This is a genomic window from Streptomyces sp. 840.1, from assembly GCF_003751445.1.
Taxonomy (GTDB): Bacteria; Actinomycetota; Actinomycetes; order Streptomycetales; family Streptomycetaceae; genus Streptomyces.
In genome coordinates this window covers 41,096-55,082 of record NZ_RJUU01000001.1, presented here as the reverse complement: position 1 = coordinate 55,082, position 13,987 = coordinate 41,096, and the positions used below count along the sequence as shown (strand labels likewise).

The 13,987-nt window shown below is 71.3% G+C and carries 11 protein-coding genes; 10 read left to right on the top strand and 1 reads right to left on the bottom strand.

Annotated elements, in window-relative coordinates; genetic code table 11:
• Positions 1–10: 10 nt before the first annotated feature.
• Positions 11–1,033 carry a helix-turn-helix domain-containing protein gene (locus EDD93_RS00225; protein ID WP_123523235.1) on the bottom strand — a complete coding sequence of 341 codons (1,023 nt, stop codon included), beginning with the start codon at positions 1,031–1,033 and terminating at the stop codon, positions 11–13.
• Between the two features lie 190 nt (positions 1,034–1,223).
• Here EDD93_RS00225 and EDD93_RS00220 point away from each other — a divergent pair, with 190 nt between their 5' ends.
• The 10 genes from EDD93_RS00220 (at position 1,224) to EDD93_RS00175 (ending at position 13,904) form a co-directional block, all read left to right on the top strand.
• Positions 1,224–2,345 carry a PP2C family protein-serine/threonine phosphatase gene (locus EDD93_RS00220; protein WP_123523234.1) on the top strand — a complete coding sequence of 374 codons (1,122 nt, stop codon included), beginning with the start codon at positions 1,224–1,226 and terminating at the stop codon, positions 2,343–2,345.
• A 240-nt stretch (positions 2,346–2,585) separates the two neighbouring features.
• Entirely contained in the window at positions 2,586–4,547 is a 1,962-nt protein-coding gene (locus EDD93_RS00215; protein WP_123523233.1) for an acyl-CoA dehydrogenase family protein, read from the top strand.
• Between the two features lie 86 nt (positions 4,548–4,633).
• On the top strand, positions 4,634–5,887 hold the full coding sequence (aroA, locus tag EDD93_RS00210; protein ID WP_123523232.1) for a 3-phosphoshikimate 1-carboxyvinyltransferase: 1,254 nt from the start codon (positions 4,634–4,636) through the stop codon (positions 5,885–5,887).
• Between the two features lie 31 nt (positions 5,888–5,918).
• Positions 5,919–6,413, top strand: coding sequence for a nucleotidyltransferase domain-containing protein (locus EDD93_RS00205; protein ID WP_123523231.1), 495 nt, complete (start codon positions 5,919–5,921; stop codon positions 6,411–6,413).
• Positions 6,414–6,549: 136 nt separating this feature from the next.
• A complete protein-coding gene (dxr, locus tag EDD93_RS00200; RefSeq protein WP_123527514.1) occupies positions 6,550–7,803 on the top strand; it encodes a 1-deoxy-D-xylulose-5-phosphate reductoisomerase in 1,254 nt (417 codons plus the stop codon).
• On the top strand, positions 7,800–9,110 hold the full coding sequence (locus tag EDD93_RS00195; protein ID WP_123523230.1) for an RIP metalloprotease: 1,311 nt from the start codon (positions 7,800–7,802) through the stop codon (positions 9,108–9,110). The genes dxr and EDD93_RS00195 overlap by 4 nt, the downstream gene beginning before the upstream one ends.
• Positions 9,111–9,291: 181 nt before the next feature.
• Positions 9,292–10,446, top strand: coding sequence for a flavodoxin-dependent (E)-4-hydroxy-3-methylbut-2-enyl-diphosphate synthase (gene ispG, locus EDD93_RS00190; RefSeq protein WP_123523229.1), 1,155 nt, complete (start codon positions 9,292–9,294; stop codon positions 10,444–10,446).
• A gap of 180 nt (positions 10,447–10,626) precedes the next feature.
• The gene (locus EDD93_RS00185; RefSeq protein ID WP_123523228.1) at positions 10,627–11,469 is read left to right on the top strand and encodes a GNAT family N-acetyltransferase; all 843 of its coding nucleotides are present in this window, start codon (positions 10,627–10,629) and stop codon (positions 11,467–11,469) included.
• A gap of 85 nt (positions 11,470–11,554) precedes the next feature.
• Positions 11,555–12,130, top strand: a complete 576-nt coding sequence (locus EDD93_RS00180) for a GNAT family N-acetyltransferase (RefSeq protein WP_123523227.1) — start codon at positions 11,555–11,557, stop codon at positions 12,128–12,130.
• A 73-nt stretch (positions 12,131–12,203) separates the two neighbouring features.
• Positions 12,204–13,904, top strand: a complete 1,701-nt coding sequence (locus tag EDD93_RS00175; protein WP_123523226.1) for a proline--tRNA ligase — start codon at positions 12,204–12,206, stop codon at positions 13,902–13,904.
• The last annotated feature ends 83 nt before the right edge of the window (positions 13,905–13,987 follow it).

The window sequence follows — 13,987 nt, the reverse complement described above, 5'->3', positions numbered from 1 at the left end:
TCACTTGCCGTCAGAGCCAGCCGGCACGGGCGGCGTGCCACCCCAGCTGCAGGCGCGAATCCGCTCCGGCGAGGTCCATCAGACGGCGGGTCCGTCGCTCCACCGTGCGGATGGACAAGCCGAGCTGGGAGGCCGCCCGACGGTCGGAGATCCCCGCCAGCAGCAGGGCAAGAACCTCCAGCTCCCCCTCGGTCGGCCGCCGCTCGCCCAGCGGCTCCACGCGCACACCCGTGGTGGCGGGATACAGCGGCCGGGCCTGGACCCACTCCTTCTCGAAGAGGTGGACCAGGGCCGTCAGCAGTCCACTGCGGTACACGACGATGGCGCCCGGCTCACCGCCGGCGTCCGCGGTGTCCAGCGGCACCATGGCCCGCTCCCGGTCCGCCACGACCATCTTCAGCGGCAACGAATCGACCAGGCGGAGCTGCAGACCCGCCGTCATGGCCGCCCGCATGTCGCTCGCCACCTCGGGCCCGTCGAGGTAGTCCCTGGCGGCGACGACCCGGAAATCGACGCCGCGCTCCAGCGCGGAGCTCTCCGACGCGTCGGTGTCCTCGCGCGGCACCGCGATGGGCCGGCCGATGAGGAAGACGAGCAGCTCCCGCTGGGCGCCCCGCTGCAGCTGGTGGAACCGGTGCGCGACCTGCTCGACGCCGACGACCGGCTCCACGACGCTGCCGGCCGAGTGCCCGGTGGTGGTGCGGTACTGCTCGCTCAGCATGGACAACGCGGTCTCGGCCCGGTGCAGCGCGTTGCGCTGTTCGACGAGGAACGGGGCCAGCGCCACCGAGGGCGGCGCGAGCCGGTAGCGGGCGGTGTGCGGGCCCGGCCCGCCGCCGTCCGGTTCGGCCACCCCGGCCCCGGCGGCGCTCACCACCAGTCCGCGCGCCGCCAGGTCGAGCAGGACGCGGGTGGCCTCGGCCTCCGTCAGCCCGGTCTGCCGGACGAGTTCGGGCGCCGAGGCCGCCGGGCGGGCCAGCAGCGCGGTGTAGACGGCCTCTTCGGCCGGGCCCAGTCCCAGTGCCTGCAGCATCCGGCTCTCCCTCGGGCGGGCCACCGCCGAGGGCCTCGGCGCAGCCCGGGTGGACCGATCGGATTCATTGCGGCCGAACCATATCCCGCTGACCTGCCGGGCCCGCCGGGCGCCTTCCGGCGGGGCGCGGCTCCGCCCCGGCCGGGGCTGCCTAACGTACGGAGAGCACACCGTCTGCCCGGGAGGTCCCGTGCCCCGCACGCGCTCGACGAGATCCGCACGCCCCTTCGAAACCGTCGAAGCCCCCAGCGACGGTGCCGTGGTGATCGCAGTGGTCTCGCTGACCCTCCTGGTGGTGCTGCTCGGCGCCCTGTCCGCGTCCCCGGTGTGGCTTCTCGGGCTCCTGGTGTTCCTGCCGGGGGCGGCGTCCGCGTTGTGCACCGCGCGCCAGACGATGTTCGTGGCCGGGTGGACCACGGCCGTGGTCGTCGCCACCGTGCTGATCCGGCACGGAGACGGGCGGTCGTGGCTCGACAGGCTCCTCATGATGCTGCTCACCTGCGCCCTGGGACTCGCCGCCGTCTACGCCTGTCACCGTCGTATCCGGCGCGAGACGGAGATGCTGCGGCTGCGCTCCACCGCCGCGGCGATGCAGCGCCACATCCTGCGCCCGCTGCCGCTGCTCACCGACGACGTGCTGGTCGACGGTGTGTACGAGCCGGTCCAGGAGGACCGGCTCATCGGCGGCGACATCTACGACGTCGTCGTCTCCCCGTGGGGAACCCGCGTCCTGATCGGCGACGTCCAGGGCAAGGGCCTGCCCGCGGTCGGCGCCGCGTTCGCCGTCATCGGCGCCTTCCGCGAGGCGGCCCACCGGGAACCCACCCTGACGGCGCTCGTCGACGCCCTGGACGCCTCGGTCGTACGGCACAACTCCTACGCCGCGCAGACCGGCGACGACGAACGGTTCGTCACGGCGCTCATCGTGAACATCGATGCGCAGAGCGAGGTGCAGGTCATCAACTGTGGCCACATCGCGCCCCAGTTGGTGCAGGACGCCGCCGTCATCACCCCGGAACTCACCTCCGGCGTCCCCCTCGGCCTCGCCGAACTCGCCGTCGAGCCCACGACCGTCGACTGGTTCGCCTTCCCGCCCGGCTCGACACTGCTGCTGACCACCGACGGACTCACCGAGACCCGCGACCCCGACGGCTCGTTCTACCCCGTCACCGAACGCCTCAACGGGCGCGTCACCCTCTCGCCCACCGAACTGCCCCGGGCCCTGTACGACGACGCGCGCGCCTTCGCCGGCGGGGGCAGCCGGCACGACGACGTCGCGATCCTGTCCGTCCGCCGGTCGCCGTACCGCTGACACCACCGCACCTGTCGAAGAACGTCACCCCGGCCTCCACGGCTCAGTCCGCCCCCGTGCCACCGCGTGGATCCGGGACACCTTCAGCTCCGTTCCAGCCGTTCCGCGATTCCGCGAGCGGGCCAGGTCACTGGAGTGGCGGGCGACCCGGTCGGCGTCCCGAGGGTGGTGGCACCGGCAGGAATCGGGTACATACGGACGAGTAGAAGACCCCCGACGAAGCGGCGAGGTGAGCTCCTCATGTCCGCACCATCCGCACAACGGCCATCCGCACCACAGCACACGCCCAAGGTCTCCGAGCGCGAGGCGCGCCAGGTGGCCGAGGAGGCGCGGGAACGGGACTGGCACAAACCCAGTTTCGCCAAGGAACTCTTCCTGGGCCGCTTCCGCCTCGACCTGATCCACCCGCATCCGCTGCCCGCGGGCGAGGACGTCCGGCGCGGCGAGGAGTTCCTCGCCCGGCTGCGCGACTTCTGTGACAGCAGGGTCGACGGGGCCCTGATCGAGCGCGAGGCCAGGATCCCCGACGAGGTGATCAACGGCCTCAAGGAACTCGGCGCGCTCGGCATGAAGATCGATGTGAAGTACGGCGGTCTGGGCCTGACCCAGGTGTACTACAACAAGGCCCTCGCCCTGGTCGGTTCCGCCAGCCCGGCGATCGGCGCCCTGCTCTCCGCCCACCAGTCCATCGGCGTGCCCCAGCCGCTGAAGACCTTCGGCAGCCAGGAGCAGAAGGACACCTTCCTGCCCCGGCTGGCCCGTACCGACATCTCGGCGTTCCTCCTCACCGAACCGGACGTCGGCTCCGACCCGGCCCGCCTCGCCACCTCCGCCGTACCGGACGGCTCCGACTACGTGCTCGACGGGGTGAAGCTGTGGACGACCAACGGGGTCGTCGCCGACCTGCTCGTCGTCATGGCGCGGGTCCCGAAGTCCGAGGGGCACAAGGGCGGCATCACGGCCTTCGTGGTCGAGGCCGACTCTGCGGGCATCACCGTGGAGAACCGCAACGCCTTCATGGGCCTGCGCGGCCTGGAGAACGGCGTCACCCGCTTCCACCAGGTGCGCGTCCCCGCGGCGAACCGCATCGGACCCGAGGGGGCCGGGCTCAAGATCGCGCTCACCACGCTCAACACCGGGCGGCTCTCGCTGCCCGCCATGTGCGTCGGCTCCGGGAAGTGGTGCCTGAAGATCGCCCGCGAGTGGTCGGCGGTCCGTGAGCAGTGGGGCAGGCCGGTCGCCCGGCACGAGGCGGTCGGCTCGAAGATCTCCTTCATCGCCGCGACCACCTTCGCCCTGGAAGCGGTCGTCGACCTCGCCTCCCAGATGGCCGACGAGAACCGCAACGACATCCGGATCGAGGCCGCGCTCGCCAAGCTGCTGGGCTCCGAGATGGGCTGCCTGATGGCCGACGAGCTGGTCCAGATCCGAGGCGGCCGCGGCTTCGAGACGGCGGACTCCCTCGCCGCCCGCGGCGAGCGGGCCGTCCCCGCCGAGCAGATGCTCCGGGACATGCGCATCAACCGGATCTTCGAGGGCTCGACGGAGATCATGCACCTGCTGATCGCCCGGGAGGCCGTCGACGCCCACCTGAAGGTCGCCGGGGACATCATCGACCCCGACAAGCCGCTCTCCGCCAAGGCGAAGGCGGGCGCGAACGCCGCCGGCTTCTACGCCCGGTGGCTGCCCAAGCTCGTCACCGGACCCGGACAGCTCCCCGGCACCTACGCGGAGTTCAACCCCGCGGGCCACGCCGACCTGGCCAGCCACCTGCGCTACGTCGAACGCGCCTCCCGCAAGCTGGCGCGCTCCACGTTCTACGCCATGTCGCGCTGGCAGGGCCGGATGGAGACCAAGCAGGGCTTCCTCGGCCGGATCGTCGACATCGGCGCGGAACTCTTCGCGATGAGCGCCGCCTGCGTCCGGGCCGAACTCCTGCGCACCGGCGACGACCACGGCCGCGAGGCCTACCAGCTCGCGGACGCCTTCTGCCACCAGTCCCGCGTCCGGGTCGAGGAGCTCTTCACCCGGCTCTGGTCCAACACCGACGACCTGGACCGGCGCGTCGTCGAAGGCGTCCTGTCGGGCACCTACACCTGGCTGGAGGAGGGCATCATCGACCCGAGCGGCGAAGGCCCGTGGATCGCCGACGCCACTCCCGGCCCCTCCACCCGGGACAACGTGCACCGGCCCGTCCGCTGAGCCGCTGACGCCCGGGGCGGCGAGGCACGTCCACCCGCTGGACGCGCCTCGCCGCCCTCGCGCGCGGCACGGCAGGATGGGGGCCCGTGACCGTCATCCACGTCCCCGGTTCCAAGTCCGTCACCGCGCGCGCCCTGTTCCTGGCCGCCGCCGCGAACGGCACCAGCACCCTCCTGCGTCCGCTCAGCTCGGACGACACCGAAGGCTTTGCGCAGGGGCTCACCGGCCTCGGCTACCAGGTGGTCCAGGAGCCGGACCAATGGCGGATCGAGGGCCGCCCCGCCGGGCCCGCCGCCACCGAGGCCGACATCTACTGCCGTGACGGCGCGACCACCGCCCGCTTCCTGCCTGCCCTCGCCGCGGCCGGAGCCCGGGGCAGCTACCGCTTCGACGCCTCCGCCCAGATGCGCCGCCGCCCCCTCGCCCCGCTCACCGAGGCGCTGCGCTTCCTCGGCGTCGACCTCCACCACGAGGAGGCCGAGGGCCACCACCCGCTGCGGATCAGGGCCGCCGGCATCAGGGGCGGCGAACTGACCCTGGACGCCGGGCAGTCCAGCCAGTACCTCACCGCGCTGCTGATGCTCGGCCCGCTCACGGAGACCGGACTCCGGATCACCGTCACCGAACTGGTGTCGGCGCCCTACATCGAGATCACCCTGGCGATGATGCGCGCCTTCGGCGTCGAGGTCACCCGCGGCGGCCCCGGCGGCAACGTCTTCACCGTGCCGCCCGGCGGCTACCGGGCCACCACCTACGCGGTCGAGCCGGACGCCTCCACCGCGAGCTACTTCTTCGCCGCCGCCGCAGTCACCGGCGGCGAGGTCACCGTCCCCGGACTCGGCGCGGGCGCCCTCCAGGGGGACCTGGGGTTCGTCGGCGTACTGAGCCGGATGGGCGCCGAGGTGCGTACGACCGCCGACTCCACCACGGTCCGCTCCACCGGGAAGCTCCACGGCCTCACCGTCAACATGCGCGACATCTCCGACACCATGCCGACGCTGGCGGCGATCGCCCCGTACGCCTCCGGGCCGGTACGCATCGAGGACGTCGGCAACACCAGGGTCAAGGAGTGCGACCGGCTGGAGGCGTGCGCCGCGAACCTGCGGCGGATGGGCATCACCGTAGGGACCGGCCCCGACTGGATCGAGATCCGGCCCGGCACCCCGCGCGCCGCCAAGATCGCCACCCACGGCGACCACCGCATCGTCATGTCCTTCGCCGTCGCCGCCCTGCGCACCCCCGGCCTCACTTGCGACGACCCCGGCTGCGTACGCAAGACGTACCCCCGCTTCCACGAGGAGTTCGCCGCCTTCGCGGCGCACCTCACGCAAAGCCCGTGAACCGGTGGGCGCGCGCCACTAGGCTCCGCCCATGATGTCCACCGCCGAAGTGCTGTCCGTCCTGTCGGTGCTGCGCGAGGCCGGTACGGACGTGGTGATCGCCGGCGGCTGGGGCGTCGACGCCCTGATCGGGGCCGAGACCCGCGAGCACCGGGACCTCGACCTGCTGCACCGCGAGGAGCAGGAACCCGCCCTCCTCGCCGCCCTGACGGCCGCCGGCTACACCCAGACCCTCGACTGGCGTCCGGCACGGTTCGTCCTCAGCCACCCCGCCGGCACCGAAATCGACCTGCACCCCCTGCGGTTCGCCCCCGACGGCTCGGCCGTCCAGTCGTCACTGGATCCGCAGGAGCCCTTCCGCTACCCGGCGGAGTGCTTCGTCACCGGCACCATCGGCGGGACACCGGTGCGCTGCATCTCGGTCCGGCAGCAGATCGAGTTCCACCAGGGGTACGATCCCGGCCCGGCCGACCTCCACGACATGGCCGGGCTGCGCGCCGAGTTCGGCGTGACCACGCATTTCTGACGCCACCGGCACACGGCGGGGCCGGGCGGCGGCCGGAGCGCGACGAGCGAGGGGAACCCGGCGAATGGGGACAGGCAGGCACGGTGTGCGGGACTCCGTACCCACGCACACAGCGGATGCGGCAACAATGGGGGGCATGAGCGACAGCCCCGCCCCCCTGGCAGACCCGCACCTCGTCTTCGACGCCGTGGAAGGACGCCGGGATCTCGTCATCCTCGGCTCCACCGGGTCCATCGGCACCCAGGCCATCGACCTGGTACTGCGCAACCCCGCCCGCTTCCGTGTCACCGCGCTCTCGGCGGCGGGCGGCCGGGTGGCCCTCCTCGCCGAGCAGGCCCACCGCCTGCGGGTGCGCACGGTCGCGGTCGCCGCTCCCGAGGCGGTGCCCGCCCTGCGCGACGCGCTGAGCGGGCGGTACGGGGCCGGAGAACAGCTCCCCGAGATCCTGGCCGGTCCGGACGCGGCCACCGAGCTGGCCGCCGGCGACTGCCACACGGTGCTCAACGGGATCACCGGCTCGATCGGCCTGGCGCCCACGCTGGCCGCGCTCAGGGCGGGCCGCACCCTGGCACTGGCCAACAAGGAGTCGCTGATCGTCGGCGGTCCGCTCGTCAAGGAGCTGGCCGCCCCGGGCCAGATCATCCCGGTCGACTCCGAGCACGCCGCGCTCTTCCAGGCGCTGGCGGCCGGCAAGCGCGACGACGTGCGCAAGCTCGTCGTCACCGCGTCCGGCGGCCCGTTCCGCGGACGCACCAGGAGCGAGCTGGCGGGCGTCACGAAGGAGCAGGCGCTCGCGCACCCGACCTGGGCCATGGGCCCGGTCATCACGATCAACTCCGCGACCCTGGTCAACAAGGGGCTGGAGGTCATCGAGGCGCACCTCCTCTACGACATCCCCTTCGACCGGATCGAGGTCGTGGTCCACCCCCAGTCCTATGTGCACTCCATGGTGGAGTTCACCGACGGCTCGACGCTCGCCCAGGCCACCCCGCCCGACATGGGCGGCCCGATCGCCATCGGCCTCGGCTGGCCGCAGCGCGTCCCCGACGCCGCCCCCGCGTTCGACTGGACGAAGGCCTCGTCCTGGGAGTTCTTCCCGCTGGACACCGAGGCGTTCCCGTCCGTCGGCCTGGCCCGGCACGTGGGCACCCTGGGCGGCACCGCCCCGGCGGTGTTCAACGCCGCCAACGAGGAGTGCGTCGACGCGTTCCTGTCCGGACGGCTGGCGTTCAACGGCATCATGGACACCGTCACCGCGGTGGTGGCCGAACACGGAACGCCCCCGGCGGGAACTTCACTGACCGTCGCGGACGTCCTTGAAGCGGAGGCCTGGGCACGGACCCGGGCCCGGGAACTCACGGCCGAGGCCGCAGCGGAGGCGCGCGCATGAGTATGACGTCGGTCCTGTTGACCGTTCTGGGTATCGCCGTCTTCGTCGTCGGGCTGCTCTTCTCCATCGCCTGGCACGAACTGGGACACCTCTCCACCGCGAAGCTCTTCGGCATTCGCGTACCCCAGTACATGGTCGGCTTCGGCCCGACGGTCTGGTCGCGCAAGAAGGGCGACACGGAGTACGGGTTCAAGGCCATCCCGGCGGGCGGCTACATCCGCATGATCGGGATGTTCCCGCCGGGACCCGACGGGAGGATCGAGGCACGCTCCACGTCACCGTGGCGCGGCATGATCGAGGACGCCAGGTCGGCCGCCTTCGAGGAGCTGGAGCCGGGCGACGAGAAGCGTCTCTTCTATACGCGCAAGCCGTGGAAGCGCGTCATCGTCATGTTCGCCGGGCCGTTCATGAACCTGATCCTGGCCGTCGCGATCTTCCTCGGCGTGGCCATGACCTTCGGGTTCCAGACCCAGACGACCGAGGTCGCCGGCGTCCAGAAGTGCGTGATCTCCCAGAGCGAGAAGCGCGAGGCCTGCAAGTCGTCCGACCCGGTCTCGCCCGCCCAGGCGGCCGGACTCCGCGAGGGCGACAAGATCGTCGCCTTCAACGGCCAGAAGGTCGACGAGTGGTCCGCGCTCTCCGACAGGATCCGCGACACGATCGGCCCCGCCACCATCACGGTCCAGCGCGACGGCCGGGAACAGACCCTGCACGCCGTCCTCGCGAAGAACGCGGTGGCGAAGAAGAACTCCGACGGCGAGGTGATCCCCGGCAAGTTCGTCTCCGCCGGCTACCTCGGATTCGCCGCGCAGACGGAGATCGTCCCGCTCTCCTTCGGTGACTCGGTCGTCCGCATGGGCGACATGTTCGAGAACGGCGTCGACTCGATCATCGCCCTGCCGTCCAAGATCCCCGCACTCTGGAACGCGGCTTTCGACGGCGGCGAGCGCGCGGACGACTCCCCGGTGGGCGTCGTCGGCGCGGCCAGGATCGGCGGCGAGGTGATGACGCTGGACGTTCCGGCGCAGAACCAGATCGCGATGATGCTGTTCCTGCTGGCCGGCTTCAACCTCTCGCTGTTCCTCTTCAACATGCTGCCGCTGCTGCCGCTGGACGGCGGCCACATCGCGGGAGCCCTGTGGGAGGCCCTCCGCCGGAACGCGGCGCGCGTCTTCAAGCGCCCCGACCCGGGCCCCTTCGACGTCGCCAAGCTGATGCCCGTCGCCTACGTGGTCGCCGGAGTGTTCATCTGCTTCACGCTGCTCGTGCTGGTGGCCGACGTCGTCAATCCGGTCAAGATCTCCTGACCGGGGCGGACGCCCCCGATGTACCCCGAGTGACGACGGATGCGCGTGATGCGTCCGGTGGCCCACATTTTGTGCGGACGCCGGACGCCGTGTGCCTCAGCTTGTCCTCGGTGCCGTAACCTCGAAAGCCGGAGCCCGCCGATCTCGGGACGTTGATCCAAACCTTGGGGATGCTCAGCGCATGACTGCGATTTCTCTCGGAATGCCTACCGTTCCGACCCAGCTCGCCGTACGGCGGGTCAGCCGCAAGATCCAGGTCGGGTCGGTGGCGGTCGGCGGGGACGCGCCGGTTTCGGTGCAGTCCATGACGACGACGCGCACGTCGGACATCGGTGCCACGCTCCAGCAGATCGCGGAGCTGACGGCGTCCGGCTGTCAGATCGTGCGGGTGGCGTGCCCGACCCAGGACGACGCGGACGCCCTCGCGACGATCGCCCGGAAGTCGCAGATCCCGGTGATCGCGGACATCCACTTCCAGCCGAAGTACGTGTTCGCGGCGATCGACGCGGGCTGCGCGGCGGTGCGCGTGAACCCGGGCAACATCAAGCAGTTCGACGACAAGGTGAAGGAGATCGCGCGGGCCGCCAAGGACGCCGGGACCCCGATCCGGATCGGCGTGAACGCCGGTTCGCTGGACGCGCGACTGCTGAAGAAGTACGGCAAGGCGACGCCCGAGGCGCTCGTCGAGTCGGCCCTGTGGGAGGCGTCCCTCTTCGAGGAGCACGGCTTCCGCGACATCAAGATCTCGGTCAAGCACAACGACCCGGTCGTGATGGTCAACGCCTACCGCCAGCTCGCCGCGCAGAGCGACTACCCCCTCCACCTCGGCGTCACCGAGGCCGGACCGGCCTTCCAGGGCACCATCAAGTCCGCCGTTGCCTTCGGCGCCCTGCTCAGCGAGGGCATCGGTGACACGATCCGCGTCTCGCTGTCCGCGCCGCCGGCCGAGGAGGTCAAGGTCGGGCTCCAGATCCTGGAGTCGCTGAACCTGAAGCAGCGCCGCCTCGAGATCGTGTCCTGCCCGTCGTGCGGTCGCGCCCAGGTGGACGTGTACAAGCTCGCGGACCAGGTCAGCGCCGGTCTGGAGGGCATGGAGGTGCCGCTCCGCGTCGCCGTGATGGGCTGCGTCGTCAACGGCCCCGGCGAGGCCCGCGAGGCCGACCTCGGCGTCGCCTCCGGCAACGGCAAGGGCCAGATCTTCGTCAAGGGCGAGATCATCAAGACGGTGCCCGAGTCGAAGATCGTCGAGACCCTCATCGAGGAAGCCCTCAAGATCGCCGAACAGATGGAGAAGGACGGCATCGCCTCCGGCGAGCCCGAGGTCTCCATCAGCTGAACCCATGACACCCATGACACCCACGACAGCGCCCCGCCGGAGCCCACAGCTCCGCGGGGCGTTGTCCGTGAGCGAGGTCACCGCGTTCCGCGCAAGCTGTTCACGGCCACGAGCGGCGTCTCCCGGCCTCTTTGGGTACAGTGCGGAAATCAGCAGACCGCATGGTGAGGCCCCCTCGTGTTGACGCAGACCACCACTCGGGTCCTCGAACCCAGCGACCTCGGCGCCGCGCTCGCGGTGCTGGAGAGCGAACCAGTAGCCAACGCCTTCGTGACCTCCCGGGTCCAGATCGCGGGCCTCGACCCATGGCGCCTCGGCGGCGAGATGTGGGGCTGGTACGCCAACGGGCGGCTGCGCTCCTTGTGCTACTCAGGGGCCAACCTCGTCCCCATCTGCGCCGGCCCCGAAGCCGTCAGGGCCTTCGCGGACCGGGCCCGCCGGGCCGGCCGCCGCTGCTCCTCGATCGTCGGCCCCGCCGAGCCGACCGCACAGCTGTGGCGGCTCCTCGAACCGGGCTGGGGCCCCGCCCGCGAGGTCCGGGCCAACCAGCCCCTCATGGTCACCGAGAACCCCGCAGCCGACGTGACACCCGATCCACTGGTCCGCCGCGTCCGCAAGGACGAGATGGACATCCTGATGCCGGCCTGCGTCGCCATGTTCACCGAGGAGGTCGGCATCTCCCCGCTCGCCGGCGACGGCGGACTCCTCTACCAGGCCCGCGTCGCGGAGCTCATCGCCGCCGGCCGCTCCTTCGCCCGCATCGAGGACGGCAAGGTCGTCTTCAAGGCCGAGATCGGCGCCACCACCGCACAGGCCTGCCAGATCCAGGGCGTCTGGGTCGCCCCCGAGTTCCGCGGCCGGGGCCTCTCCGAGGCCGGTATGGCAGCCGTCCTGCGTTACGCGCTGGCCGACATCGCCCCGGTCGTCAGCCTCTACGTGAACGACTACAACACCCCCGCGCGCAGGTCCTACCGCCGCATCGGCTTCCGCGAGGTCGGCGCGTTCATGAGCGTGCTGTTCTGACCCGGCCCCCAATTCTGACCCGGCCCCCGATCCGTTCCGCGCCGGCCCGTACCCCGCCCACCGCCACGGACAGTAGGGTCTGTCCATGGCAGCAGCTTCCGGGGGCGGCCCCCACACACCCAGCGTCCGGATCGGACCGATCGATCTCGCCGCACGCGTGGACGAGGCGCTCGCCGTCCAGGCCGTCGCCTTCGGCCTCGGCCCCGACGAGATCGAAGTACGCCGCCACATCGTCCTCAGACACCTCGACCACCCCTGCGCCCGCGCGCTCGGCGCCCTCACCCCGGACGACCGGCTCGTCGGCTTCGTCTACGGCATGCCGAACGAACGCGGCCACTGGTGGTCCACCGTCGTCGAGCCCTGCCTGCGCGCCACCGGCTCCGCGCACTGGCTCGACGACTCCTTCGTGATCACCGAACTGCACGTCCACCCCGAGTTCCAGAACCACGGGATCGGCCGCACCCTGATCACCACCATCACCGACGCCGTGGAGCAGCCCCGCTCCATCCTCTCCGCGATCGACACGGACAGCCCGGCCCGGGGTCTGTACCGCTCGCTCGGCTACCGCGACCTGGCCCGGCAGGTGCTCTTCCCCAGCGCTCCCAAGCCGTACGCGGTCATGGGAGCACCGCTTCCGCTGCTCCGCGCGGAGCGTGGCTGAGCGAATCGATTTCCGCCCGCCCGTGCCGCCCGGCTAACCTCCTGCACACCACCCTTCCGAGCAGGAGTTCACCATGGCCCAGGTCCAGCGCATGTCCCGATTGATGATCAAGACACTGCGCGACGACCCGGCGGACGCCGAGACGCTCAACCACAAGCTGCTCGTCCGGGCCGGATACGTACGCCGCACCGCCGCCGGCATCTGGTCCTGGCTGCCGCTGGGCAAGAAGGTCCTCGAGAACGTCAGCCGCGTCGTCCGCGAGGAGATGGACGCCATCGGCGGCCAGGAGGTGCTGCTCCCCGCGCTGCTGCCCAAGGAGGCGTACGAGGCGAGCGGCCGCTACGACGAGTACGGCGACCTGCTGTTCCGGCTCAAGGACCGCAAAGGCGCCGACTACCTCCTGGGCCCCACCCACGAGGAGATCTTCACCCAGGTCGTCAAGGACATGTGCTCGTCCTACAAGGACCTGCCGGTGATCCTCTACCAGATCCAGACCAAGTACCGCGACGAGGCCCGCCCCCGCGCCGGAGTGCTGCGCGGCCGCGAGTTCCAGATGAAGGACTCGTACTCCTTCGACACCACCGACGAGGGTCTCGCCGAGGCGTACCAGCTGCACCGCGCCGCCTACATCCGGATCTTCGAGCGGCTCGGCCTCGACCACCGCATCGTCTCCGCGGTCTCCGGCGCCATGGGCGGCTCGGCCTCCGAGGAGTTCCTGGCGCCCGCGCCCGCCGGCGAGGACACCTTCGTCGACTGTCCGAACTGCGACTACGCCGCCAACACCGAGGCCGTGACGTTCAACGCCACCCCGGCCGACGGCTCGGCGGCCGGTCCCGTCGAGGAGCTGGACACCCCCGACACCCCGACCATCGAGACCCTCGCCGCCCACCTGGGCGTGCCGGCCTCCGCCACCCTGAAGAACCTCCTGGTCAAGGTCGACGGCGAGATCGTGGCCGTGGGCGTGCCCGGTGACCGCGAGGTCGACCTCGGCAAGCTCGGTGAGCACCTGGCCCCCGCCGTCGTCGAGCTCGTCACCGCCGAGGACTTCGTCGGCCGCCCCGACCTGGTGCGCGGCTACGTCGGCCCGCAGGGCCTGGAGAAGGTCCGCTACATCGCCGACCCGCGCATCGCCTCGGGCACCGCGTGGATCACGGGTGCCAACAAGGACGGCAAGCACGCGAAGAACGTCGTCGCGGGCCGTGACTTCGAGGTCGACGACTACCTCGACGTCGTGGTCGTCGAGGCCGGGGACCCCTGCCCCAAGTGCGGCGCCGGCCTCCAGGTGGACCGTGCCATCGAGATCGGCCACATCTTCCAGCTCGGCCGCAAGTACGCCGACATCTTCTCCCTGGACGTCCTCGGCCAGCAGGGCAAGCCCGTCCGCGTGACGATGGGCTCGTACGGCATCGGCGTCTCCCGCGCCGTCGCCGCGCTCGCCGAGCAGACCGCCGACGACAAGGGTCTGTGCTGGCCCCGTGAGATCGCCCCGGCCGATGTGCACGTGGTCGCCGCGGGCAAGGCGCTCCAGACCGAGCTGGCCCTCGACGTCTCCGAGAAGCTGAACGCGGCCGGTCTGCGCGTCCTGGTCGACGACCGCGCGGGCGTCTCGCCCGGCGTCAAGTTCACCGACTCCGAGCTGATCGGCGTCCCGCAGATCCTGGTCGCCGGCCGCCGCTCGGCCGAGGGCGTCCTGGAGCTCAAGGACCGCCGCACCGGCGAGCGCGAGGAGCTCACCGTCGACGAGGCGATCGCCCGCCTCACCCAGCAGGGCTGACCACCCCGCAACGCCGTACGGGCCCTGTCCCGGCAGCACTTCGTCCCGTCGGTTCCTCCGGCGGGACGAAGTGCTGCCGGGAC